Here is a 22,740-nt window from a genome sequence, read left to right on the forward strand (position 1 = left end):
CCCTCTCCTCTCAATGCCTATGCTGAGGCCTAATCCCCATCCTCCGGCCAGCTCGCCGGCGGTTCCTGAGGCCCAGGCGGGATCCCCCTCTCCTGAAAAGAAGCCGTTGTTGTTGATCGCGGAAGATGAGCCCAGCCAGCGACTCTTGGTTCGCTACGCCCTTGAGCGAGAAGGCTACCAAGTCCTGGAAGCCAGCAGCGGCGAAGTCTGTCTGCAGCTAGCCGCTCAACACCCAGTGGATATGGTCTTGCTGGATGCGGTCATGCCAGATTTGGATGGGTTTGAGTGCTGTCGCCGCCTCCATGCTCAAAACTCGGATCTGCCCATTCTCATCGTCACGGCGCTGGAAGATGAGTCCTGCGTGGATGAAGCCTTTGCTGCCGGGGCCAGCGATTACATTTCCAAACCCATTCGCTGGTCGGTTTTGAAGCGGCGCATCCGCCACCTGATCCAGGCCAGCCAAGCCCAACGCCACCTGCGGGAACTTAACCAAGCCCTAGAAGCCAAAGTGCAGGAACGTACCGCCCAGCTGGCCTGCCAGGTACAGGACTTGCAGCAGCTCAGCCGCCTCAAGGATAGCTTTCTGGCCAGCGTTTCCCACGAGCTGCGCACTCCCCTCACCAAGATCAAGTTGGCCCTGGAACTGTTGGGCCGCACTCCTCTCAACGAGAAGCAGTGCCAATACCACCGCATCGCTTTGGAAGAGTGTCAGGCTGAAATTGAGCTGATCAACAAGTTGCTGGATCTGCAGAGCCTAGAAGCCAAAGAGTTGAGCTCTGCGGCTGCCGCCATCGATCTCCACAGCCTTTGCACAAGCCTGCTCGACGGGGTGCGAGAACGGGCTCAGGCTCGGCAACTGAAGCTGGAGATGGCGGAGCTGACCTCATTCCCGGCAGTGCTCTACAGCTACCCGCAGCAGCTAACCCTGATCCTGAAGGAACTGCTGGAAAATGCCTGCAAGTTTACCCAGCCGGGCGGAACCCTCCGCTTGGAGGTGCAAGCCTTTCCCGGTGGAGTTGAGCTAAGGATTGGCAACACCGCCCAAATCGAGCCTGACCACCTGCCCCACCTTTTCGAACGCTTTTACCGGGTGCCCTCTGAGGATCCCTGGGCGCAGCCGGGCAGCGGCCTTGGACTGGCCTTGGTGAAGCATTGGGTGGAGTATCTGCAGGGCCAAGTCCGGGTCACCAGCCAGAAGGGATGGACTTGGTTTGTCCTTTGGCTGCCCAGCCTAGGGCCATTCAGCCCCTGAGGCGGCTAGAGGCAAATGGGACTGAGCTGTTGAGACTTTAGTGGCCGACGACAGCAGCGGTCTCGGCAGTGGCAAAGGAGGTGCCACACCCACAACTGGCGACTGCGTTGGGGTTCTTGAAGCGGAAACCGCCCCCCAGCAGATCCTCGGAAAAATCGACGGTGGTGCCGCTGATCAAGGTCATGCTCAAGGGATCCACTGCCACCTGGATATCCCCAAAGTCGAAGGTGTGATCGTCAGGGTTGGCCCGAGACTCGAAGTTCATTACGTAAGAGAGGCCAGAGCAGCCGCTCGGCTTGACCCCTAGACGCAGGATGGGCTGGGATCCCTCTTTTTCGTACTTGCTGCGCAGGCGCTTCAACTCTTGGATGGCGCTATCGGTCAGGGTGATCATGACGAGAAGGCTCAAGGGTACGTTCTACTCCCCATCCTATCAAGGGTTTTTTCTCGGCCAGCGAGAGCAATTGGTAAGCTAGGGATCCCAATCCTTGAGGTCTTGCCCCTGTGACAGATCCCAATGCCATTCGGATCACCTTTTTGGGCACCAGCTCCGGCATGCCCACCCGCCAGCGCAATGTCTCCGGGGTGGCGGTGCAGTTTCCCCAGCGGTCGGAATGGTGGCTGTTCGATTGTGGCGAGGGCACCCAGCACCAGTTGCTGCGCCTAGACGAGCTGCGCCCCAGCCAGTTGCGCCGCATTTTCATCACCCACATGCACGGGGATCACATCTACGGCCTGCCGGGGCTGTTGGCCTCCTGTGGCTTGGGCAGCACCCCTGAGCACATCGATATCTACGGCCCGCCGGGCCTGGAAGAGTACCTGAAGGCCGTGTTGCGCTACAGCGAGACGCGCATCCCCTACGGCTTCCGCGTTCACACCGTCGAAACCGGTCTCATCCTGCAAGAGCCGGAATACTCCGTCTTCTGCGCGCCCTTGGATCACCGGGTGCCCGCCTTCGGCTACCGCGTGGTGGAACAGGATCGGCCAGGCAGCTTCAATGCAGCCAAAGCCCAAGCCGACGGGATCCCCTTTGGCCCTCTGTATGGGCAGCTCAAGGCCGGCCAATCCATCATCTGGCAGGGCCGCTGCTTTCACGGACGGGATTATGTCGGGGATCCCATTCCGGGCCGCAAATTTTCCTACTGCACCGACACCATTTTCTGCCGCAACGCCGTCGATCTCTCCCGGGCTGCGGATCTGGTCATCCACGAGGCTACCTACGCTCAGGCTGACTTGGAGCTGGCCCGCCGCTCTAAGCATTCCACCGCCGCCATGGCCGCCCAAGTGGCCGCCGAAGCCAAGGCCCAAGCTTTGATCCTCACCCACTTCAGCCCCCGCTACACCCCAGAGGCCCCCATTACCTTGGAAGACCTGCTGGCAGAAGCCCAAGCCATTTTCCCCAATACCCTGCTGGCCCGCGATCGGCTGACCTACGAGATCCCCCGTCGCAGCCCGTCCCCTCGGCCGGTGGGTGTGGGCTTGCCTCGCTAGAATGGTAGAACTGACTGTCTCAACCGGCAATGACGGATCCCAGACCTTACCCCGAACGTCCCCAATTTCCAGAGCGGCCCAAAACCGAACAACTGGATCAAAGTGCTGGCGAGTGGCGAACCTTCAGCGCTTTGCCCCCTGCCACTTCTCTGCCCCCGGTTCAAGCCGAGCGGCCAGCCCCGCAAACGGCTGCTGAGGGGGAAACCCTGCCAAAATTGGCTCCCTGGAGCAAACGAATTGGGGCTTTTGCCCTCGACTTTGGGCTGGGGCTGGGGATCTCCTACCTAGCCCAAGGCTTGGCTGCTCTGGTAGGGGCCAATGCAGGCGCCGTGGACATGACCGGCTATCTCGCCTTCTTCGCCACCTGGCTGGTGAACCGCGGCTATTTCCAGTCCCGCCCTGAGGGCCAAAGCCTCGGCAAATGGCTGCTGAACATCAAAACCCTGGATCCCGAAACCGAAGCCTCGCCGCACCTGGTTCGCTCTCTGGCTCGAGAGGGAGTGCTCTCCCTCTTTGTGCTTACAGAGGCCCTGCTGGTGCCTCTGGCTGCGGATGGGCTGTTTGCCGTCTTCGACAAGGAAAAACGCCAAACCATTCACGACCGCGCCGGACGTACCCTAGTGGTGGAAGCGGAGCGGGGCTATCACCTGGATGAAAAAGTCCTGCAGTTTTTGCAGGACATCCTAGAGGGGGACGCTGCTGACGACGTCAAATCGGCTGCTCGCGACCTGCTGCGCCAAGCCCAGCGCAATGACGCCGTGCGGGATCTGTCCAAGCAGTTGCAGCGCCTGAGCAAAGATGTGGATCGCAACGCCCGTAGCCTACGGCAACAAACGGGCAAGCAAGTGAAAACTTGGGTTGATTCCGTCAAGGAAAAGTTGGATAATTGGTGATCGCGCTTATCGAGGTAAACCCCCATCTCCAGCCTCAGGATCTGGGATTGCAGTTTCCTCATTGCCGTTTACCTTCGTCTTGGGATCCGTCATGGCCAAAGCAAAGGGTGCCCGCATCATCATCACCCTGGAGTGCACCGAGTGCCGCACCAACGTCAACAAGCGCTCTCCAGGCGTGAACCGCTACACCACCACCAAAAACCGCCGCAACACAACAGCCCGCTTAGAGCTGAAGAAATTCTGCCCCCACTGCAACCGCCACACCGTCCACAAAGAGATTAAGTAGTTCAAGCCGTTTCGCCGTTCTCCTACTCTATGGTTTACGCTCGCCGCCGCCTGTCTCCCATTAAGCCGGGAGAGCCCATTAGGTACACCGATGTGGAGCTGCTCAAGAAATTTGTGACCGAGCGTGGCAAGATCTTGCCCCGCCGCATCACCGGCCTGACTGCCAAACAACAGCGGGAGCTCACCGCCGCGATCAAACGAGCGCGCATCATGGGTCTTCTTTACTTTGTCAACAAAGAGGGATAGCCTTCTCCAGATCCCGATGGGCCTGCAGCTTTCGCCGGAACTCCAAGCCCGCTTGTCCCAGCCCCTCGATATCGGTGGGGTGAAGGTTTTGAGTCGCGTCTTTCAGGCGCCACTGTCAGGGGTAACCGACCAGGTCTTTCGAGGGCTGGTACGCCGTTTTGCCCCCCACAGCTTGGTCTACACGGAAATGGTCAGTGCGACCGGCTTGCACTATGCCCGCCAGTTGCCCCGCATCATGGAGGTTGGCGAGGGGGAGCAGCCCATCGGCATCCAATTGTTTGATTGTCGGCCCGACTTTCTGGCGGAAGCAGCCCGCATGGCTGTGGACGAAGGGGCGACCTTGGTGGACATCAACATGGGCTGCCCGGTGAACAAGATTACCAAAAACGGCGGTGGCTCTTCTCTGCTTCGCGATCCCGACACGGCAGCGCGAATTGTGGAGGCGGTGGCCAACGCAGTGGAGGTGCCCGTAACCGTGAAAACGCGCCTGGGCTGGTCAGATCAGGAGATCAACATTTTGGATTTTGCCCACCGTCTGCAGGAGGCAGGGGCGCAACTGCTCACCCTGCATGCCCGAACACGCGCCCAAGGCTTCAACGGCAAAGCCCGCTGGGACTGGATCCGCCGCGTCAAACAGCACCTGCGCATTCCCGTCATCGCCAATGGGGATATTTTCTCGACAGCCGCAGCGGTGAAGTGTTTGGAGGAAACCGGAGCCGATGGGGTGATGTGCTCCCGCGGCACCATGGGCTACCCCTTTCTGGTGGGGGAAATCGATCACTTCCTGAAAACCGGTCAAGAAAGACCGGCCCCCACTCCCCTGGAGCGGATTCAAATGGCCTTAGAGCATCTGCGCGGTCTCTGGGAGTACAAGGGAGAACGTGGCATCCGTCAGGCCCGCAAGCACATGACTTGGTACATCAAAGACTTTGCCGGAGCCTCTCAATTCCGTGCTCTCCTCTGTCGCATTGAGACGGTGCAGGAAGGGGAAGCCCTGCTTCTTCAAGCCATGGAGCGCTGCCAAGAAGCCACACCTCGACCGGAAGAGGCCATTAAAACCACCGAGGAGGTCGACCTTCTCCCTGAAGCCGGTTGGGCGTAGCTCCGGTGATCCCTGCAATTGGAAATCGCTTGGAAATCGCCGCACGTCTGCCTTGGCTGTAGCCTGTGGCCCCGAAAAAGGCTATTGCGCCTGCTGCTGGAACAGGGCTGCCACCAACTTTTCCCCCATTTCCTGGCAACCCACTAAAGTCATTCCCTCAGAGTAGAGGTCTGGGGTGCGGTACCCTTGCGCCAAAACGGCTTCTACCGCCTGTTCGATGCGGTCGGCAGCTTGCGGCTGATCCAGGGAGTAGCGGAGCATCAGGGCGCCGGAGAGCACCTGGGCAATGGGGTTGGCTTTGTCTTGTCCGGCAATGTCGGGAGCCGACCCATGTACCGGCTCGTATAGGCCGGGGCCAGAGGATCCCAGAGAGGCAGAGGGCAGCATACCAATAGAGCCGGTCAGCATGGCCGCTTCATCGGAGAGGATATCGCCGAAGAGATTGCCCGTGAGGATGACGTCGAACTGCTTGGGCCAGCGCACCAACTGCATGGCGGCATTGTCGATGTACAGGTGGGAAAGTTCCACCTCCGGGTACTCAGCCGCAATGACATTGACCCGCTCCCGCCACAGTTGCGACACCTCGAGAACGTTGGCTTTGTCCACCGAGCAGAGCTTGCGCCGGCGTTTGCGGGCCAGCTCAAAGGCAACTCGGGCAATCCGATCCACCTCAGCTTCGCTGTAGACCATGGTGTTCACGCCACGCCGGGATCCCTGGGCATCCGTGAAGATTCCCTTGGGCTGGCCGAAGTAAATGCCCCCCGTCAGCTCCCGCACCACCACCAGGTCGATCCCCGAGATCACCTCTGGCTTCAGGGAGGAAGCCCCCACCAGTTGAGGGAAGACTTTTACCGGGCGCAAGTTGGCAAACAGCCCCAGCCCCGCCCTCAAGCCCAACAAGGCCCGCTCCGGGCGTTTCTCAGGAGGCAGAGCGTCATACTTGAAGTCGCCGACAGCAGCCAGATAAACGGCATCGCTCTCTTGAGCCATTTTCAGGGTTTCTGCCGGCAAGGGATCCCCAGTCTGGTCGTAGGCAGCCCCGCCGATTAGGCCCTCTTGCCACTGGAGAGCAAATCCCATCTGCCGGGCAACTGCATCCAAAACGGCTCGTCCCACCCGCATGATTTCGGGGCCGATGCCATCTCCGGCAAGGGCTGTGATCCGATAGGTTCGAGCAGTTGAAGAAGAAGTGCTCATGAGCGGTCAAGCTGAAGATGAGGGCGTAGAGATACTACCATTTCGGCGGACTTGCCCATCCCTTGGCACACAGGTTTGCAGACAACTCCTCTAAAAAGCTCTCCAAAAGAGAAAGTGCAGCCTGGCCACCAACCTGCTGCACTCTGATGGTGATTCTGATGGTGATGATGACGATCAACCCATCAAGCGGGAGTCCCAGATGTTCTTTTAGAACAAGCCCAAGGTGACCCACTTATCCAAGGGCAAGGTGGCACCTATGCCCAGGTAGAGGGTGACCAAGGTGCCGATCAGGAACACCGTTGTCGCCACTGGGCGGCGCAAGGGGTTTTGGAACTTGTTGACGTTTTCGATGAAGGGCACAAACAAGAGACCCACAGGAATGGCAGACATCAGAGCAATTCCCAACAGCTTGTTGGGAGCAATCCGCAGGATGTGGAAGGCGGGGTAGAGATACCATTCCGGCAGAATTTCCAGAGGCGTAGCAAAGGGATCCGCCGGCTCCCCTACACCTGCCGGATCCATGACTGACAGGCCAACGATCACTCCAATAGTGCCCAGGATCACCACCGGAAACATAAAGAGCAAATCGTTGGGCCAAGCGGGCTCACCATAGGTCATGTGGCCCATGTTTTTCTTCAGCTTGGCTACAACTTTGGGGTTGTCTAGATCAACCTTGCGGGTAATGGCCTCGGTCGCTATCACCTGTTTTGAGACAGCCATGAGAGTTCTCCTTATCTAGGGACAAAAGTTCTGAAAAAGGGGCAGTTAGAGATCCCAGTTACCAGGAAAGTCAAAGGCGTCTGGGAGTCAAACCTTGCTCACAAAGGCCCAGAAATGCCTTGGCGGCGGATCATCAAAAAGTGCATGGTCATAAAGACTGCGGTCAGCCAGGGTAGCACGAAAGTGTGCAAGCTGTAGAAGCGAGTCAGGGTAGCTTGACCAACCGCTTCGCCGCCCCGGATCAGTTGCACCAACAAGTCGCCCACCACCGGAATGGCACTGGGCACACCTGAGACGATCTTGACTGCCCAGTAGCCCACCTGATCCCAGGGCAGGGAGTAGCCGGTAACGCCAAAGGAGACGGTCAGCACCGCCAAGATCACGCCGGTTACCCAGGTCAGCTCACGGGGCTTTTTGAATCCCCCTGTCAGATAGACCCGGAAGGTGTGTAGGATCATCATCAGCACCATCATGGAGGCGCTCCAACGGTGGATGGAGCGCAACAGCCAGCCGAAGTTCACCTGGGTCATGATGTAGTTCACCGACTCAAAAGCCTCGGCCACCGTCGGACGATAGTAAAACGTCATGGCGAAGCCGGTGGCAAACTGAATTAAGAAGCACACCAGCGTCACCCCGCCGAGGCAGTAGAAGATGTTAACGTGAGGCGGAATGAATTTTCCCGTTGCGTCGTCGACGAAAGGCGTAATCTCCAGCCGCTCGTCCAACCAGTCGTAAACTTTGCTCATAATGCCTGCAATTCTTGAAATTGGATCTCGAGGGCGGGGCAAGCCCACTCCACTCAGCAATGTAACACAATCTTTTAACACCATCCTGGCGTCGGGCTCAGCTTGGGGACGAAGATCTCGATCCCAGGAGGCCAGGCAAGTTTTCGATATTGCGTTTTGTTCATGTTTCTTAATGTTTTTTTGGGATCGATGGTTGTGCAGAAGCCGAGATACACAGGGATCCGCTGGAGAGGGTGGGGGATCCGCATTGTCTTGCTTGGGTGTTTGCTCTGGGCGAGTTTGGGCATTGGCGCCTGTCCAGGGCAGGCCAGCCGCTGGGGAGAAGAGCAGCAACTGCTGGCGCAGGCTTGGGCCTATGTGGATCGGGCCTATGTGGATCCGGGGTTTAACGGGCAAAACTGGTGGCAGGTGCGGCAACGGTTTCTCTCCCGGCCCTTAAAGGAGCGCAAGCAGACCTATCAGGCCATTGAGGAGATGTTGGCCACTCTGGGGGATCCCTTTACTCGCTTTCTGGATAAAGAGCACTACCTCAGCCTGCAGACCTCCACAGCCGGCGAGCTGAGCGGTGTCGGCTTGCAGATTGCCATCGATGAGCAGGGGGCGGTGCGGGTGATTGCCCCCATGGAAGGCACTCCTGCCGAGCAGGCCGGGATCCAACCCCAGGATGAGATTTTGGCGGTGGATCGGGTGCCGGTGGCGGGGCTGAGCCTGGACGAAGTGGCCGAGCGGATGCGGGGGCGCAGTGGCACGCCGGTTACCTTGAAGCTGAAGCGGCAGGATCGCATTTGGGAGGTGGAGCTGGTACGCCAATCGATCACCATCAACCCCGTGCGCACCCGTTTTTTTGAGCTGCCTCAGGGATCGGTGGCCTACATTCGCCTCAGCCAGTTCAACGGCAATGCTGCCGCTCAAGTCCGCCAAGCCATTCGGGCCGCAGAAGCTCAAGGGGTGCGGGGCTACATTCTCGATTTGCGCAACAATCCGGGGGGACTCTTGCAGGCGGCCATTGAGATCGCCCGCTTCTGGATCCCCAAGGGTGACATTGTGCTGGTGACGGATCGCCACGGCATTCAAGACAGCATTCCCGCCACCGGCGAGGTGCTCACAGAGGCGCCGCTGGTGGTCTTGGTGAACCAGGGCAGCGCCAGTGCCAGTGAAGTGTTGGCCGGGGCACTTCAGGACAGTGGGCGAGCTCAACTGGTGGGAACGCGCACCTTTGGCAAGGGTCTGATTCAATCCCTGCTGGAGCTGGCGGATGGATCGGGGCTGGCGGTGACCACGGCCAAGTACCTTACCCCCAGCGGCCACGACATCCATCGCCAGGGGATCCAGCCCGATGTGGTGGTGGCGGAGGGATCCGTTCCTCTGACGGCGGAAACCTTGGCCGGGCCGGAGGACATCCAGCTCCAGCGAGCCTTGGAGTTGTTGGGGCAGACCCAAGGGATCCCGGTGGCCAAAAGCGGGTGAGGGAGGAGATCCCGCTCCAGACCCAGATCTCAATCGTTGGCATTCAGGATTTGGATTCCTGGTTGTTTTCGATTCGTTTTAGGATCAGAGGCAGGGTTTTCTGGGCCACTTCTCGGCTCCAGCGCCGGTTTCTGACTCTGTCCGCTCCCGCCCGCATGAACGCTATCCAGCAATTTCACCACTTTTTCAACTGCTGCATTGGGGCTTGGCGCACAGAGCGCACCTACCATTACCTAGACCGTGGCGAGGTGGAGCGCTCCCGCACCGAGTTCACCATTCGCACTCTCACCCCTGAGCTCAAGCACAAGGTGCTCACCGACAACAACTACCCCAACCACAACGTGGATGGTTTTTTGGGCTTTCACTTGGCTTTTGAGACCGTTTCCGAAACGGGGGAGGAGGCCGGGCAAGAGCTGAACATGCTGTTCGTCCCTCGGCAGGAAACCCCCCTGGGGCTGCAGGGAGACTACCTGCGGGATCGGGCCTACGAGGAAGATCGCCCGATGGTGGCGGCTTTCCGGTTTGATCCTGGATCCCTGCAACTGGTGATGACCACCACCTACACTCGTGTGGTTGCTGTAGATACCATCACTCTACTGAATCCGCGCCTGCGCCTGCGGCAGATCCTTACCTACCAACGTCCCCCTCAGGGTCAGCCTTTGCAGGAGCTGTTGCTGGTGGGGTTTGGGGTAGAACAGAAGCTGACGTGACCTACTCCCGCACTCATGCTGATGCAAAGCGCTCCGCGCCGCTAAAGCGAGAGAGGACGGGGCTTCCCGGCGGTCTAGCTAACCTGCGGATCCTGAGCATGACGCTTCCCAAAGACCTGAGATTGTCTCAGCACTTGGCTCTGATCCAGTTGAGGTTCGAGCGAGGACAATACCGGCAGGCGCTAGAGGAGGTTAAGCAGGCCCAAAGCCGCTATCCGCAGTCGGGTAAGCTACGGCTCTGGCAGGCCCTGGCCCAAGAAGCCCTTGGCGAAACGCAGGAGGCCATCCTGTTGGCCCAAACCTTGCTGCGCAACCCAGATCCAGAAGTTGCCCAGCAGGCTCGCTATGTCTTGGGCATCTGGCAAGCCCCTCGTCTGCGGCGTCCAGCGGAGTGGTTGAGCGAAATTCCCGATCTCAGCCGGCTGGAGGAAGCTGATCCCCCGGAATACCGCTTGGCCTATGGGCGCTCTCAACGCAAAGGCCCTTCCCCAAGATCTGGCGCTCCTTCTGGGGATCCCCTCAGCCGCCGGGCAGCGGATCCCCCGTTGGACACTAAGCCCCTCATCTGGGTGTTGATCGGGATCCTCTCGACCCTGCTGGCCGTGATGGCTTGGCTGCCCTAGAGGGGGGTATAACCCTCGCCGCTGCTGGGTTAGTGGGGAGCATGCCTCTAACCCCCAAAACCCTGAACTTTGCTGAATTTACTGAGCTTTAGGCGGTTTGGCAAAAGTCATTGAGAGGGATATAGTAGACCAAGTTTCCCCCTGATCCTTGAGTCCACCGCAACGGTTGCCGGGAAGTGAAGGGGGAAAGCGCTCGGGGGGTATTCCTCAGGGCTTTGCGGGATACCGCCTTCCTGTTTGGACTCCGTCCCGCTGACGCGAACAGAGATAGGCAGGATGCGATCGCTTCTTTCCTGAACCATGTTCAGGAGAGTTCAGCGTGAATGTATCAGATACTGGGAATAGAGGAGACGCTAGGTCTAGCTCAGGGGAGCGGATCTGCGTCCAGGGATCCCGACAGGCTCCTCGGCAATTGGGGCAGAAAGCGGAGGTTAAGAGTGGCTACACAAACATTGGTGATGGATGCAGTGGAGCAGTTGGGCCTGCGGGTCACGCTGGGAGATATTGCATCCAGCACGGGCTTGGCTCTACACGAGGCCAAACAAGAGCTGCTGAATTTGGCCCAAAAGGCGGAGGGGCATCTCCAGGTTTCCCGGCAGGGGGAGATTACCTACGTTTTTCCACCGGATTTTCGCAGCATTCTCAAGCGCAAGGAGCAGCAGGATCGGCTAGCAGCCCTGCGTCGCCGGTTGTGGGGGGGCTTCCTCTATGGGTTGCGCATCTCCTTTGGCATTCTGCTGGTGGTGTCAATTGTCTTGATTGTCCTAGCGTTGATTGCCTTGCAAATGGCCAGCAGCCGCGAGCAGGACAATCGCAGCCGATCGCGGGGGATAGGGTTTTATTACTTCCCCAACCTTTGGATCGGCAACCCCTTCTGGGATCCCTATCCCTACTATGGCAGCTACTCCGGTCGGACGCGCCCCCGCCAGCCGCAAAAATCCGAGCTGAACTTCCTGGAAGCGGTGTACAGCTTCCTCTTTGGGGACGGGGATCCCAATGCCAACCTGGAGGAGGAGCGCTATGCCCTCATTGGCCAACTGATTCGTGCCAATGGGGGGGTGATCGCAGCGGAACAGGTGTTGCCCTACCTGGATGTGGAGCCGGGATCCCCGGCCTTGGAATACGAAGATTACATGCTGCCCATTTTGCTCAAGTTCGACGGCCAGCCGGAGGTCAGCGAGGATGGGGACATTGTCTACCGCTTCCCAGAGCTGCAGGTGGCCGCCTCAGAGCGCAAGCCCAAGGGGATCCCTGAGGTGTTGCAGGAGAAACCTTGGGTGTTCAGCCGGGCCACGCCTGGTCAACTGACCCTGGCAGGAGGCTTGGGAGTTCTCAATTTCTTTCTGGCCGCCATTCTCTATGGGGCACGGGAGGAGGTGGCAGCGGCAGCCGGCAGCAATGCTTTTTTGGCCTTCATCTACCCGTTGATCGGCTTCCTCTTCCTCTACGGCACGCTGTTTTTGGCGGTGCCCGCCGTTCGGTGGTTGACCTTGCAAATCCGCAACCAGGGAGTGGAGCGTCGCAATCGTGTCCGGCAGCTTTGGCGAGAGCATCTGCAGCATCCCACAGAGGCGCTGCTGCGCAAACTCAACTTTGCCCGCCGCTTCCGCCGTCAAGAAGTTGTGCCAGAGTCGGACACCATTTACTCAACCGACCGGGATTTGATCGAGCAGCGGGACTACCGTCTGGACGAGCCGGCATTCCGCCAACTTTTGGAATCCAAAGCTCAGCAGGATCGCCCCGAAACCGAACAAGTGCGCAAGCCGCGTCCCCTCTAGAGAGGTCATGGCCGTTGGGCAAACTCCCGGTCTGCCGTTTGAGCTGAGACCCATTCGAGTTTCTTGCCCAGCCGGAGAATCCGGCGCTTGGGTTTGCTTGGACTTTTTTCTCCCCCGGAGAACTCACAGCAACCACTCGGAGACCCGCTCCCCCACCTTCTGCAAATCCAGAGGAATGGCCACCGCCTTGCCCATACGAGGTCTCTGACGGGTGGCTTCGATTTCCCGACGCACCGCTTCCCACACCCCCCAAGCCTGCAAATGGGCCAGCACGTTCTCCAAGTGGGCCAGATACTCCGCCTCGCTCAAGGGAAAGGAGGGCTGCTCCAGGTAGCGCCACATCACCAGCAGCACCACCTTCTGCTGGATACGGCGCAACTGTACGTCGTAGGAACAGCCCCACTTCTCGCGCAACAAAGCTTGAAAGTCGGATCCCTTCATCAGACTTGTCTGAGGCTGGCTTGGATCTGGCTCCAATCGCGCTGGGTGGGCCGCTCACCTTGGGAAGGAAGGCCACGGCCTCTTACAGCGTTGCATTTCTTAACGATATTGGCCAGAGGGGTCGGTTAGGATGATGTCGCTTGTCAACGAACGTTAAAACTTCTCAGGTCTGCATTTGCCATTATGACGGAAGCGGTTAGCAACTTTGAAGCGCCCCCCATGAGCCGGCGGGTTCTTCTCAATGCCCTGCTCAGCGGCTCTGTGGGAGTCGTGGTGGTGGGCGCCCTCTACCCGGTGGTGAAGTACTTTATCCCGCCCTCTTCCGGTGGAGGGGGTGAGGGCCTCATAGCTCAGGACGCTCTCGGCAAGCCCATCAGTGTCAGTGAGCTGTTGGCCACCCATGCTGCCACGGACCGGGTGCTGGCCCAAGGTTTGAAAGGGGATCCCACCTACATCGTGATCGACAACGGGGCGGTGGCCAACTATGGCCTCAACGCGGTTTGTACCCACCTCGGTTGCGTGGTGCCCTGGAATGTGGGGGAAAACTTGTTTAAGTGCCCTTGCCACGGATCCCAGTATGCGGCCAATGGCAAGGTGATCCGGGGACCGGCTCCCCGCTCGCTGGAGCTGGTGAGCGCCACTGTGGATGGCGACAACGTCCGCTTCAGCCCTTGGCAAGGCCCCGATTTCCGGGAAACCTAAAGGGCAAGGGATCCCGCTGGCTGTGCCGGCTTTTGCCGAACGATTTGGGGCAAATTGTCGAGATGGCTGTTCCAAGACTGTGTCCTAAACCTGTGATGGAAATTCATTCTGAGCTGAGAGTTATGAAGCGAATCTGCTTGGCCTTCTGTGGGCTGCTGCTGTTGCTGGGGATGGGGGCACGTCCGGCGGCAGCCTACCCCTACTATGCCCAGATGGCCTACGACAACCCCCGCGAGGCGACTGGAAAAATTGTCTGTGCCAACTGCCACCTGAACGCCATGCCCACTCGCGCCGAGGTGCCCCAGGCCGTCACCCCCGGCCAGGTGTTCACCATCAAAGTTGGGATCCCTTATGACCTGAGCAAGCAGCAGGTGCTGGCAGACGGCAGCAAGGGTGGGTTGAATGTGGGCGCGGTGGTGGTCTTGCCGGAGGGCTTCCGTTTAGCCACCGAAGCCGAGATGACCGAGGAACAACGGCAAGAAACTGCCGAGACCTACATCACCCCCTACAGCGACGCGAAGCCCAACATCCTCCTGGTCGGGCCTTTGCCGGGCGAGCAGCATCAAGAAATCGTCTTTCCAGTGGTGGCCCCTGACCCGAAAGAGGATCCCTCGGTGGCCTTCATGAAGTATCGCGTTTACATCGGGGCCAACCGAGGTCGCGGTCAGCTTAACCCCGACGGCAGCCTCAGCAACAACAACGTTTTCCGCGCTCCGGCCACCGGGCGTCTAGTCAACATCGCCACCCTCAACTCCGATATCAGCGATCTGCCGGCTGAATTGGCCAGCCTGGTGCCCCCGGAATACGAGCTGCCGGGCACGCGGGTTCTCAGCTTCGAGAGCGAAAGTGGGATCCAAAACCTGGTGGTGCCGCCTGGGCCGGAACTGGTGGTTGCTGTTGGCGACAGCGTCAAAGAAGGGGATCCCGTCACCAACAATCCCAATGTGGGCGGCTTTGGCCAGGTGGAGCGGGATCTGGTGCTGCAAAGCCCGGAGCGGGTGAAATGGCTGGTGGCTTTCCTGGCAGCCGTTACGATTGCCCAGCTCTTATTGGTGCTCAAGAAAAAGCAGGTGGAGCTCATTCAAGCCGCCGAAATCCTTGGCTAGCTCAAGCTCTTTCCTGGCCTGCACCTCGGAGGTATCCGAGGTGTTTTTTGTTCTGTAGGGCTGATAGCAGTCGTGGTTTTTATTACCATCTATTTCAACTGCTCGCCCTAGCGGGCCGGAGGCCTTGTTCCCTGCCGCTAGCACCCTAGTCGACAACGGTTCTAAGGCAGCCTCAGCTCTCCTCTGATCACCAGCACCGCTTGCCCAGCAATCTCCACCCGTGAGCCTCGATCTCGGCACCACAGCTCGCCCCCGCGGGCCGAGAGCTGGTGAGCCTTCAAATCAAGTCGGCCCAGGCGTTTGGCCCAATAGGGCATCAAAAGACACTGGGCGGATCCCGTCACCGGATCCTCCGGGATCCCCAGCCGAGGGGCAAAAACGCGGCAGACGAAATCCGGCCCATCCTCTAGATCCGACCCAGAGGCTGTGACGATCAACCCCGGAACGGGGAGTGCTTGAACCTGGGCCAGATCCGGTTGCACCTGCTGCACCTGTCCCGCCGAAGCCAGCACCGCCACCCCCATACCCCCGCGGTACAGCTCCACAGGTGGGATCCCCAAAGCCGCTGCCACCTGCTCCTTGGCTTCTGGCCAAGGTTCCGGACTGCGAGCAGGAAAATCCATGGCCAGGCGATCCCCTTGCCGCCGCACCTGCAACAGGCCACTGCGGGTGGAAAAGGCTACCCTCTCCGCCTCAGGATGCACCTCGGTGAACAGCACATGGGCACCAGCCAAGGTGGCGTGGCCACAGAGATCCACCTCCGTCGTCGGCGTAAACCAGCGCAGCCCATAGTGGGGAACCTCGCCCTGGGATCCCTGGGGAAGTAAAAAAGCCGTCTCCGATACATTGTTCTCCGCCGCAATGGCTTGCATCAGCGCCTCTGGCAACTCCTGGGGCAGCAGACACACCGCTGCCGGATTGCCGCCGAAAGGCACCGCCGTAAATGCATCCACCTGAAAAAACGGGATCCACACCTTCTCAACCAAGCCCAACTCAGGTCATGATCCCACAGCAGACCCCAAAGTAGGGGGATCCGCACCCCGACCGCACCTGCCAAAAGCGGGATCCCGCTGACAAAGGCTATTGTCAGGCCAGAAAGTTGGCTGATAAACTAGCACTCGTAAGTCGAGAGTGCTAAGTCGCTTCCCTTCGGGGAAGTGGAACTAATGGAAATGAAAACTTCAGCTTCGTGCTTTAGGATCACGGAGGACATTCGTCATGGCTGCAGTAGCTCTTAACGTCTCTACCCTGAAGCCGCTGGGCGACCGCGTGCTGGTCAAAATCGCTCAGCAGGACGAGAAAACCGCAGGTGGGATCTTCTTGCCGGACACTGCCAAGGAAAAGCCCCAGGTGGGGGAAGTGGTTGCTGTTGGCCCTGGCAAGCGCAACGACGAGGGCAAGCTGATCCCGATGGAACTGAAAGCCGGCGACAAAGTGCTCTACTCCAAGTATGCCGGAACCGAAGTCAAGCTGGGCAGCGATGAATATGTGCTGTTGGCCGAGCGGGACATTCTCGCCATTGTTCAGTAATGGTCAGTGATTCAGCAGCAGTTCAACGAACGATTGAATCCTTAAGACTCTGTTTCACCCTTACCTGCATTTGCATCGGAGAGGTTGACTATGGCCAAATCAATCATCTTCAGTGAAGAAGCCCGCCGCGCTCTAGAGCACGGCATGGATATTTTGGCAGAAGCCGTAGCCGTTACCCTGGGTCCCAAAGGGCGCAACGTCGTGCTGGAGAAGAAGTTTGGCGCCCCCCAAATCATCAACGACGGGGTAACCATTGCCAAAGAAATTGAGCTGGAAGACCACATTGAGAACACCGGCGTTTCCTTGATCCGGCAGGCGGCTTCCAAGACCAATGACACGGCTGGGGATGGCACCACCACGGCCACGGTCTTGGCTCACGCCATGGTGAAAGAAGGTCTGAAAAACGTGGCTGCCGGCGCCAACCCAATTGCCCTGAAGCGAGGGATCGACAAGGCGGTGAAGTTCTTGGTCGACAAGATCGCCGAGCATGCCCGCCCGGTGGAAGATTCCAAAGCCATTGCCCAGGTGGCGGCCATTTCCGCCGGTAACGATGAAGAGGTGGGCCGCATGATTGCCGAAGCCATGGACAAAGTGGGCCGCGAAGGGGTGATCTCCCTGGAAGAAGGCAAGTCCATGACCACCGAGCTGGAAGTGACGGAAGGGATGCGCTTCGACAAGGGCTACATCTCCCCTTACTTCGTCACCGACACCGAGCGGATGGAGGCGGTTCTGGAAAACCCCTACATCCTCATCACCGACAAGAAGATCACCCTGGTTCAAGACCTGGTACCGGTTTTGGAGCAAGTGGCTCGCGCCGGTCGTCCCCTGCTGATCATCGCCGAAGACATTGAGAAAGAAGCGCTGGCCACCCTGGTGGTGAACAAGCTGCGGGGTGTGCTGAGCGTGGTGGCGGTGAAAGCGCCTGGCTTTGGGGATCGCCGCAAGGCCATGCTGGAAGACATCGCCATCCTGACCGGCGGTGAGGTGATCAGCGAAGAGCGCGGCCTGAAGCTGGAGAACGCTCGCCTCGATTCCTTCGGCACTGCCCGTCGCGTCACGGTAACCAAAGACAATACCACCATCGTGGCGGAAGGCAACGAAGCGGCTGTGAAAGCCCGTTGCGAGCAAATTCGTCGCCAAATTGAGGAAACCGACTCCACCTACGACAAAGAAAAACTGCAAGAGCGCCTGGCCAAGCTCTCCGGCGGTGTGGCAGTGATCAAAGTGGGCGCGGCCACTGAAACCGAGATGAAAGACCGCAAGTTGCGCCTGGAAGATGCCATCAACGCCACCAAAGCGGCGGTAGAAGAAGGGATCGTTCCCGGCGGCGGCACCACCTTGGCACACCTGATCCCGGTGGTAACCGAGTGGGCGCAAGCCAATCTGTCCGGCGATGAACTGGTGGGGGCCAACCTGGTCGCCCGCGCTCTGGGCGCTCCGCTGCGCCGCATTGCTGAGAACGCCGGCCAAAACGGCTCCATTGTGCTGGAGCGGGTGAAAGACAAGCCCTTCAACACCGGCTACGATGCTCAGAACGACGCCTTCGTGGATATGTTCGAGGCGGGCATTGTAGACCCGGCCAAGGTTACCCGTTCTGCCCTGCAAAACGCTGCTTCCATTGCGGGGATGGTGCTGACCACTGAAGCGATCGTGGTGGACAAGCCGGAGCCCAAGACCAACACACCGGCAAGCAGCGGCAGCGGCATGAGTGACTACGACTACTAATCCGTTGACCGCCACAGCGAGGTGGATCCCTGAGGCTCACCGAAGAGCCCATGGGCACTTCGCTTCCTGGCCAGGCATCTTGGATGAATCTTTCGGGATCCCCTGGTGGGATCCCTTTTTTATGGATTTTTATTTTTTATCAAGACAGGCGAGCTGGCGGGATCATTCCCAATACCCATGCAACAGCAGCGCAACTGTCTGTGACGTTGATCCCCCTCTACCTTTGGGAGAGGGGCTGGGGGTGAGGGCGCCGGAGCCATGCAATCGGGAACTGCCTCAAACTGGCTCTTGGAAATGGCTTTGATCTGTCGAACTTGAGGAAAAGGGGAAGGCGGTGTGGCTCAGTTGATTTGCATTGGCCTGGATCTGGCTTGGTCGCCCCGCAACCCTTCCGGTCTGGCCACGCTGCGAGTCCAGCTCGGGGATCCCGGCAGGCAGAACTTGACAGGCTATCTGGTGGATAGCCGCATTCTCCAGACGGATGAGGAGATCCTGGACTACATTCAAGCTCAGGCGGGAGGGGATCCCTGCTTGGTGGCGGTGGATGCGCCCTTGCGGGTTCCCAACCTCACAGGACAACGGCGGGCCGAGGCAGAACTGAACCAGGTGTTTCGCGCCTACGCAGCCGGGGCCCACCCAGCCAACCGCCGGTTACTGGCAAAGGACGGCCAAGTGAGAGGGGAAGCCTTGGTGCAAGCCCTAGCCAGTTATGGCTTTCGGGAGCAGGCCAACATCGAGCGAGGAAAGCTTACCCGCCAAGTGACCGAGGTCTTCCCCCACAGCGCCTTGGTCAGTCTCTTCGGCCTCAGCCGCACCCTGAAATACAAGGCTCGCCCCCGACGCACCTGGCCGGAACGGCAACAAGCTTGGCAACTTTACCAGCATCATCTGCGCTCTCTGGCTGCCGCTGACCCGGCTCTCCAGGATCACGAAGAGCTGCTCCAAGTGAAGGTGGGATCCCTCAAGGGCCGTCGGCTCAAAAACTACGAAGATCAAGTGGATGCCTTGATGTGTGCTTACATCGCCCTCTACGGGTTCCGCTGGGGATCCGAGCGCTGCCGCAGTTTCGGCAACCTGCAAGAAGGGCACATTTTCACGCCCTTGCCCCCTCGAACCTCTGAGGCTGATTGAGACCCGCTCCGGGATCGCAGGTGGAAATCCCAACCAGAAGAACAAAACTCTCGCTAGCCTTGGATCCCTCCTTGGCGGCATGATAAAAACAAGGGATCCGCAGAACAGGGGAAAAATGGACGTGCAACTGGGCCGCAATCGGCAGGCAAGACGCGCTTACGGGCTGGATGAAATCGCGCTGGCCCCAGGCAGACGAACGCTGGATCCCAGCCTGGTGGATACCCACTTCACCCTGGGAGGGATCCAACGGCAAATCCCCATCATCGCCAGCGCCATGGATGGCGTGGTGGATGTGCGAATGGCCATTTTGCTCTCGGAGCTGGGGGCCTTCGGGGTGTTGAACCTGGATGGGATCCAAACCCGCTACGCCGATCCCGATGAGATTTTGGATCAGATTGCGTCGGTGGGCAAAGACGAGTTTGTGCCCCTAATGCAGCGCCTCTACAGCGAGCCGGTGAAGCCAGAGCTAATCCAAGAACGCATCCGCCAGATCAAAGCTGCTGGCGCCATTGCCGCCGCTAGCTGCGTGCCCGCCCACGCCGCCCAATACGGCCCCCTGGTGGCTGAAGCCGGGGGGGATCTGTTTTTCGTTCAGGCCACGGTGGTTTCCGTTCACCACAAGGTTCCCGAAGGCATGGAACTGCTGGATCTGGCCCAATTTTGCCGGTCGATGCCCATTCCTGTTGTGGTGGGCAACTGCGTTACCTACGATGTTGCCTTGGAGCTGATGCAGGCCGGAGCTGCCGGTGTCTTGGTGGGGATCGGCCCGGGGGCTGCCTGTACCTCCCGCGGCGTGTTGGGGGTGGGGGTACCACAGGCTACAGCGATTGCCGACTGTGCCGCTGCACGGGAGCAGTTTTTGGCGGAAACCGGCACCTATGTCCCTGTGATTGCCGATGGCGGATTGGTGACCGGTGGCGACATTTGCAAGGCCATCGCTTGTGGAGCCGATGCAGTGATGATCGGATCCCCCCTGGCCCGCGCCCATGAAGCCCCCGGTCGCGGCTTTCACTGGGGCATGGCCACCCCCAGCCCCATCTTGCCCCGCGGCACCCGCATCCGCGTGGGATCCACCGGCACCTTGGAAGAAATCTTGCGCGGCCCCGCCCGCCTGGACGACGGTACCCACAACCTCTTGGGCGCCCTGCGCACCAGCATGGCCACCCTGGGGGCTGCCAATCTCCGAGAAATGCAGCAGGTGGAGATCTGCATTGCCCCTTCCCTGCTCACAGAGGGGAAGGTGTACCAGAAGGCGCAGAGCTTGGGTATGGGGAAATAGTCCCTTGGGAATGCTAAACTCGGTGGGCTGGGATCCCTCGGGGGCGGTTAGCTCAGCGGTAGAGCGCCTGCCTTACAAGCAGGATGTCACTGGTTCGAGTCCGGTACCGCCCATTTCCACCAGAGTTTGTGGCTTAGGAGCTCTGTCTTGGTTTGGGATACACCCGCTAGCCAGAGCCGGATCCCTGAGGTAGAGTAGTGGATATCGAGCCTCGATCATCTACCGCAGTTGGGTCTTGCATTGAGTCTTGCCCAGAAAGTGTGTAAAGTGGTAGACGATGTGGACTTCGGCTGTATTATGTCTTCCCAGAGTCCCCAATTGCCAGGCTCGTTGTTGAGGTAGGCAGTTTGTCGCTTCTATGAGGACATCCCTACAGCCAAAAAGGTGTGAGGAAAAGAACAAGGAGAGAAACATGCCCGCGAAACACGCGAACTACTGGAAAACGCTGCTGGCCGGCACTCTGGGTGCAGCAGCGATCCTGACCCCTGGAGTGGCTTATGCCCAAGCTACCGGGCCGGTCACCTCCATCTCTGAGCTTTCGGATGTGCAGCCCACCGACTGGGCCTTCCAAGCCCTGCAATCCTTGGTGGAGCGCTACGGTTGTATTGCCGGCTACCCTGACCGCACCTTCCGCGGCAACCGGGCTATGACTCGCTTTGAGTTTGCCGCCGGTATGAACGCCTGCTTGGATCGCATCAATGAGTTGATTGCAGCCGGTTTGGCCGACAAAGTCTCCAAGGAAGACTTGGCCACTCTGCAGCGCTTGCAAGAGGAATTTGCTGCTGAGCTGGCAGCCCTGCGCGGGCGGGTGGATGCGGCAGAGGCTGAGATTAACGATCTGAAAGGGAAGATCTTCAACCCAGTTACCAAGCTTAACGCTCAGGTCATTACCGCAATTCTCGGCAGCGCTCTTACAGAAGACCGGGTCGTACAAGGAAGAGTGGTAGCCGAGCAAAATCAGGCAAACATGACTCTTCCCTATCGGGTACGCCTGAACTTCGATGCCTCCTTTGTTGGCCGGGATCGCTTGCGTATCCGCCTACAAGCTCGCGATGCGGTTACTACCTTCTTTGAGGGTGACCCAGGCGTTGGCTTCCAAGGAGGTGCGGGCGGTACCTTTACTCTTGCCCAGCTGGTTTATCAATTTCCTGCTTTCGACCGCGCTGCTACCATCTACACAGGTATTACAGGTACAGGGGTGTCTAGCGTTCTGCAGTACAGCACGCCCTTTGATGCTCTGTCGGACTTTGCCGATGCTCCCAACTCTACGGCAGATGTGCCCAGCGGAACCCTATTTGGTTTTCGCTACCGTTTGAGCGACCAGTTTCGTTTAGCCTACGCCTACAGCACCAGAAGAGGTCAAGCTCTGGGGAGAGGCTTTGGCGACAGTGGCTTGACAGGTGATGATAGCGCTCACACCGTCGAGCTGGGCTTCTTGCCAACCAAGGGCTTGGAGTTTTACCTTCAGTTTGCTTCCACCTACCTGCAGCAAGCAAATGACGGTCCTACCTTCCTGGCCACGGGTAAAAGTCTCTTCCGCGGGCCGGTAAGAAGAACGCAGGTCAATGTCTCTGCACGGGTGAATGCTTTTACGTTCGCAGCCAACTGGGAGATCAGCCCTCGCATTACCTTGTCTGGCTGGTTTACGGCTGGCAATGTGGATTACAACCTGCCCAATGTGGTACCGGCTGGTACTGTGGATCCGGGAGAGGAAGACTTTAACGGTTTCCTCCTTGGCTTTGTTTTCCCCGACCTCTTCGTGGAGGGTGCCAAAGGCGGGATTGTATTTGGGCAGCCAATCGTGACCACAGACAACGACGGAGTGTGGGATACTCGCCCCTTCGTTGTGGACGTCTACTACAGCTTCCCGGTCAACGAGTACATTACTCTAACGCCTGCTGCCTACTTTGTGAGCAACCCCAATGGCGGCAGACCCGGAGACAACGACCCAACCATTGGCGTGGGGGCTTTGCGAGCTGTGTTTACTTTCTAGTTCTTAAAATCCCTGCGCTGACATCCAAGTTGCTAAGTAGGGATCCACTGGGTTGGATCCCTTCATTGAATAAGAATAATCAACTCCTCTGTGGGGATAAGGATGCTGGCATTGAAGAGCTTGAGGTTGAGCTTAAGACGAGGCCATGGGCTACAAAAAGCGCACTGCGTGAGATCTGCCCAGGTCTTTGCCACAGGCTCGGTGTAGGTGTGAGAATGGCGGGAACAGATACCCATGTCTTGGCCACAGATGTGGGGACACCGCATTAACTGTAGGGCAGGCCGGACAGCAAGAGGATGTGGACTTCGGCTGTATCATAATCT

Annotated in this window: 24 protein-coding genes and 1 tRNA gene; 19 read left to right on the top strand and 6 right to left on the bottom strand. The window is 59.0% G+C overall.

The annotated features are described in order from the left end of the window. Positions 1 to 19 precede the first annotated feature (19 nt). Positions 20 to 1,252, top strand: coding sequence for a hybrid sensor histidine kinase/response regulator (locus ACVWXW_RS02220; RefSeq protein WP_457402548.1), 1,233 nt, complete (start codon positions 20 to 22; stop codon positions 1,250 to 1,252). Positions 1,253 to 1,289: 37 nt separating this feature from the next. Here the strand turns inward: ACVWXW_RS02220 and ACVWXW_RS02225 are convergent, their stop codons facing one another. Continuing rightward, a complete protein-coding gene (locus ACVWXW_RS02225; protein WP_457394480.1) occupies positions 1,290 to 1,646 on the bottom strand; it encodes a HesB/IscA family protein in 357 nt (118 codons plus the stop codon). Between the two features lie 110 nt (positions 1,647 to 1,756). Between ACVWXW_RS02225 and rnz the strand changes: the two genes are divergently transcribed. The 5 genes from rnz (at position 1,757) to dusB (ending at position 5,269) form a co-directional block, all read left to right on the top strand. Continuing rightward, positions 1,757 to 2,743 carry a ribonuclease Z gene (rnz, locus tag ACVWXW_RS02230; protein WP_457402550.1) on the top strand — a complete coding sequence of 329 codons (987 nt, stop codon included), beginning with the start codon at positions 1,757 to 1,759 and terminating at the stop codon, positions 2,741 to 2,743. A gap of 29 nt (positions 2,744 to 2,772) precedes the next feature. Further along, positions 2,773 to 3,636 carry an RDD family protein gene (locus tag ACVWXW_RS02235; protein ID WP_457402552.1) on the top strand — a complete coding sequence of 288 codons (864 nt, stop codon included), beginning with the start codon at positions 2,773 to 2,775 and terminating at the stop codon, positions 3,634 to 3,636. A 91-nt stretch (positions 3,637 to 3,727) separates the two neighbouring features. Beyond that, the gene (gene rpmG, locus ACVWXW_RS02240; RefSeq protein WP_011433240.1) at positions 3,728 to 3,922 is read left to right on the top strand and encodes a 50S ribosomal protein L33; all 195 of its coding nucleotides are present in this window, start codon (positions 3,728 to 3,730) and stop codon (positions 3,920 to 3,922) included. A 29-nt stretch (positions 3,923 to 3,951) separates the two neighbouring features. Continuing rightward, positions 3,952 to 4,167 carry a 30S ribosomal protein S18 gene (gene rpsR / locus ACVWXW_RS02245; RefSeq protein WP_011433239.1) on the top strand — a complete coding sequence of 72 codons (216 nt, stop codon included), beginning with the start codon at positions 3,952 to 3,954 and terminating at the stop codon, positions 4,165 to 4,167. 16 nt (positions 4,168 to 4,183) lie between these two features. Next, entirely contained in the window at positions 4,184 to 5,269 is a 1,086-nt protein-coding gene (gene dusB, locus ACVWXW_RS02250) for a tRNA dihydrouridine synthase DusB (RefSeq protein WP_457402611.1), read from the top strand. An 81-nt stretch (positions 5,270 to 5,350) separates the two neighbouring features. On the opposite strand, the gene leuB is transcribed toward dusB, so the two are convergent. The 3 genes from leuB to petB all read right to left on the bottom strand — a co-directional run bounded on the left by leuB (position 5,351) and on the right by petB (position 7,932). After that, positions 5,351 to 6,466: a 3-isopropylmalate dehydrogenase gene (leuB, locus tag ACVWXW_RS02255; protein ID WP_457402554.1), complete on the bottom strand. Its 1,116-nt coding sequence runs from the start codon at positions 6,464 to 6,466 to the stop codon at positions 5,351 to 5,353. 207 nt (positions 6,467 to 6,673) lie between these two features. Next, positions 6,674 to 7,186, bottom strand: a complete 513-nt coding sequence (gene petD, locus ACVWXW_RS02260; RefSeq protein WP_011433236.1) for a cytochrome b6-f complex subunit IV — start codon at positions 7,184 to 7,186, stop codon at positions 6,674 to 6,676. Positions 7,187 to 7,284: 98 nt separating this feature from the next. After that, positions 7,285 to 7,932 carry a cytochrome b6 gene (petB, locus tag ACVWXW_RS02265; protein ID WP_041436518.1) on the bottom strand — a complete coding sequence of 216 codons (648 nt, stop codon included), beginning with the start codon at positions 7,930 to 7,932 and terminating at the stop codon, positions 7,285 to 7,287. Positions 7,933 to 8,121: 189 nt separating this feature from the next. On the opposite strand from petB, the gene ACVWXW_RS02270 reads away from it, so the two are divergent. The 4 genes from ACVWXW_RS02270 to ACVWXW_RS02285 all read left to right on the top strand — a co-directional run bounded on the left by ACVWXW_RS02270 (position 8,122) and on the right by ACVWXW_RS02285 (position 12,510). Further along, the gene (locus tag ACVWXW_RS02270) at positions 8,122 to 9,399 is read left to right on the top strand and encodes a S41 family peptidase (protein ID WP_457402556.1); all 1,278 of its coding nucleotides are present in this window, start codon (positions 8,122 to 8,124) and stop codon (positions 9,397 to 9,399) included. Between the two features lie 155 nt (positions 9,400 to 9,554). Beyond that, positions 9,555 to 10,109: a phycobiliprotein lyase gene (locus ACVWXW_RS02275; RefSeq protein WP_414400675.1), complete on the top strand. Its 555-nt coding sequence runs from the start codon at positions 9,555 to 9,557 to the stop codon at positions 10,107 to 10,109. Positions 10,110 to 10,207: 98 nt separating this feature from the next. Beyond that, the gene (locus ACVWXW_RS02280) at positions 10,208 to 10,732 is read left to right on the top strand and encodes a hypothetical protein (protein WP_414389191.1); all 525 of its coding nucleotides are present in this window, start codon (positions 10,208 to 10,210) and stop codon (positions 10,730 to 10,732) included. A gap of 437 nt (positions 10,733 to 11,169) precedes the next feature. Then, positions 11,170 to 12,510, top strand: a complete 1,341-nt coding sequence (locus ACVWXW_RS02285) for a hypothetical protein (RefSeq protein ID WP_457402558.1) — start codon at positions 11,170 to 11,172, stop codon at positions 12,508 to 12,510. Positions 12,511 to 12,633: 123 nt separating this feature from the next. Here ACVWXW_RS02285 and ACVWXW_RS02290 read toward each other — a convergent pair whose 3' ends face one another. Beyond that, positions 12,634 to 12,951, bottom strand: coding sequence for a DUF3067 family protein (locus tag ACVWXW_RS02290; RefSeq protein ID WP_414421662.1), 318 nt, complete (start codon positions 12,949 to 12,951; stop codon positions 12,634 to 12,636). 183 nt (positions 12,952 to 13,134) lie between these two features. Between ACVWXW_RS02290 and ACVWXW_RS02295 the strand changes: the two genes are divergently transcribed. Together ACVWXW_RS02295 and ACVWXW_RS02300 are read left to right on the top strand one after the other, a co-directional pair. Further along, entirely contained in the window at positions 13,135 to 13,653 is a 519-nt protein-coding gene (locus ACVWXW_RS02295) for a cytochrome b6-f complex iron-sulfur subunit (RefSeq protein WP_414351678.1), read from the top strand. A gap of 122 nt (positions 13,654 to 13,775) precedes the next feature. After that, positions 13,776 to 14,759 (top strand): apocytochrome f, encoded by a 984-nt coding sequence (locus tag ACVWXW_RS02300; RefSeq protein WP_457402560.1) that lies wholly within the window; start codon positions 13,776 to 13,778, stop codon positions 14,757 to 14,759. 161 nt (positions 14,760 to 14,920) lie between these two features. On the opposite strand, the gene ACVWXW_RS02305 is transcribed toward ACVWXW_RS02300, so the two are convergent. Then, complete coding sequence (locus ACVWXW_RS02305; protein ID WP_457402613.1) at positions 14,921 to 15,733, bottom strand: PhzF family phenazine biosynthesis protein; 813 nt, start codon at positions 15,731 to 15,733, stop codon at positions 14,921 to 14,923. A 244-nt stretch (positions 15,734 to 15,977) separates the two neighbouring features. Between ACVWXW_RS02305 and groES the strand changes: the two genes are divergently transcribed. The 7 genes from groES to ACVWXW_RS02340 all read left to right on the top strand — a co-directional run bounded on the left by groES (position 15,978) and on the right by ACVWXW_RS02340 (position 22,417). Further along, positions 15,978 to 16,289, top strand: coding sequence for a co-chaperone GroES (groES, locus tag ACVWXW_RS02310; protein ID WP_011433225.1), 312 nt, complete (start codon positions 15,978 to 15,980; stop codon positions 16,287 to 16,289). Between the two features lie 90 nt (positions 16,290 to 16,379). Next, positions 16,380 to 18,014, top strand: coding sequence for a chaperonin GroEL (gene groL, locus ACVWXW_RS02315; RefSeq protein WP_011433224.1), 1,635 nt, complete (start codon positions 16,380 to 16,382; stop codon positions 18,012 to 18,014). Between the two features lie 50 nt (positions 18,015 to 18,064). Further along, positions 18,065 to 18,259, top strand: coding sequence for a hypothetical protein (locus tag ACVWXW_RS02320; RefSeq protein WP_414400084.1), 195 nt, complete (start codon positions 18,065 to 18,067; stop codon positions 18,257 to 18,259). Positions 18,260 to 18,350: 91 nt separating this feature from the next. After that, positions 18,351 to 19,145 (top strand): DUF429 domain-containing protein, encoded by a 795-nt coding sequence (locus ACVWXW_RS02325; RefSeq protein WP_457402561.1) that lies wholly within the window; start codon positions 18,351 to 18,353, stop codon positions 19,143 to 19,145. Between the two features lie 115 nt (positions 19,146 to 19,260). Then, positions 19,261 to 20,424, top strand: a complete 1,164-nt coding sequence (locus ACVWXW_RS02330; RefSeq protein ID WP_457402563.1) for a GuaB3 family IMP dehydrogenase-related protein — start codon at positions 19,261 to 19,263, stop codon at positions 20,422 to 20,424. A gap of 41 nt (positions 20,425 to 20,465) precedes the next feature. Continuing rightward, a tRNA-Val gene (locus ACVWXW_RS02335) sits at positions 20,466 to 20,537 on the top strand. 299 nt (positions 20,538 to 20,836) lie between these two features. Continuing rightward, entirely contained in the window at positions 20,837 to 22,417 is a 1,581-nt protein-coding gene (locus ACVWXW_RS02340; RefSeq protein ID WP_457402565.1) for an iron uptake porin, read from the top strand. Positions 22,418 to 22,740 lie beyond the last annotated feature (323 nt).

It is taken from the genome of Thermostichus sp. MS-CIW-30, from assembly GCF_054058015.1.

What these genes read in the sequence shown, in the direction of transcription:
- ACVWXW_RS02330 (WP_457402563.1), top strand. Translation starts at nt 19,261, where the DNA reads ATGGACGTGCAACTGGGCCGCAATCGGCAGGCAAGACGCGCTTACGGG.
- ACVWXW_RS02320 (WP_414400084.1), top strand. Translation starts at nt 18,065, where the DNA reads ATGGGCACTTCGCTTCCTGGCCAGGCATCTTGGATGAATCTTTCGGGA.
- ACVWXW_RS02280 (WP_414389191.1), top strand. Translation starts at nt 10,208, where the DNA reads ATGACGCTTCCCAAAGACCTGAGATTGTCTCAGCACTTGGCTCTGATC.
- rpsR (WP_011433239.1), top strand. Translation starts at nt 3,952, where the DNA reads ATGGTTTACGCTCGCCGCCGCCTGTCTCCCATTAAGCCGGGAGAGCCC.
- dusB (WP_457402611.1), top strand. Translation starts at nt 4,184, where the DNA reads ATGGGCCTGCAGCTTTCGCCGGAACTCCAAGCCCGCTTGTCCCAGCCC.
- ACVWXW_RS02340 (WP_457402565.1), top strand. Translation starts at nt 20,837, where the DNA reads ATGCCCGCGAAACACGCGAACTACTGGAAAACGCTGCTGGCCGGCACT.
- ACVWXW_RS02235 (WP_457402552.1), top strand. Translation starts at nt 2,773, where the DNA reads ATGACGGATCCCAGACCTTACCCCGAACGTCCCCAATTTCCAGAGCGG.
- leuB (WP_457402554.1), bottom strand. Translation starts at nt 6,466, where the DNA reads ATGAGCACTTCTTCTTCAACTGCTCGAACCTATCGGATCACAGCCCTT.
- petD (WP_011433236.1), bottom strand. Translation starts at nt 7,186, where the DNA reads ATGGCTGTCTCAAAACAGGTGATAGCGACCGAGGCCATTACCCGCAAG.
- groL (WP_011433224.1), top strand. Translation starts at nt 16,380, where the DNA reads ATGGCCAAATCAATCATCTTCAGTGAAGAAGCCCGCCGCGCTCTAGAG.
- groES (WP_011433225.1), top strand. Translation starts at nt 15,978, where the DNA reads ATGGCTGCAGTAGCTCTTAACGTCTCTACCCTGAAGCCGCTGGGCGAC.
- ACVWXW_RS02270 (WP_457402556.1), top strand. Translation starts at nt 8,122, where the DNA reads ATGGTTGTGCAGAAGCCGAGATACACAGGGATCCGCTGGAGAGGGTGG.
- rpmG (WP_011433240.1), top strand. Translation starts at nt 3,728, where the DNA reads ATGGCCAAAGCAAAGGGTGCCCGCATCATCATCACCCTGGAGTGCACC.
- ACVWXW_RS02295 (WP_414351678.1), top strand. Translation starts at nt 13,135, where the DNA reads ATGACGGAAGCGGTTAGCAACTTTGAAGCGCCCCCCATGAGCCGGCGG.
- ACVWXW_RS02300 (WP_457402560.1), top strand. Translation starts at nt 13,776, where the DNA reads ATGAAGCGAATCTGCTTGGCCTTCTGTGGGCTGCTGCTGTTGCTGGGG.
- ACVWXW_RS02275 (WP_414400675.1), top strand. Translation starts at nt 9,555, where the DNA reads ATGAACGCTATCCAGCAATTTCACCACTTTTTCAACTGCTGCATTGGG.
- ACVWXW_RS02290 (WP_414421662.1), bottom strand. Translation starts at nt 12,951, where the DNA reads ATGAAGGGATCCGACTTTCAAGCTTTGTTGCGCGAGAAGTGGGGCTGT.
- ACVWXW_RS02220 (WP_457402548.1), top strand. Translation starts at nt 20, where the DNA reads ATGCTGAGGCCTAATCCCCATCCTCCGGCCAGCTCGCCGGCGGTTCCT.
- petB (WP_041436518.1), bottom strand. Translation starts at nt 7,932, where the DNA reads ATGAGCAAAGTTTACGACTGGTTGGACGAGCGGCTGGAGATTACGCCT.
- ACVWXW_RS02225 (WP_457394480.1), bottom strand. Translation starts at nt 1,646, where the DNA reads ATGATCACCCTGACCGATAGCGCCATCCAAGAGTTGAAGCGCCTGCGC.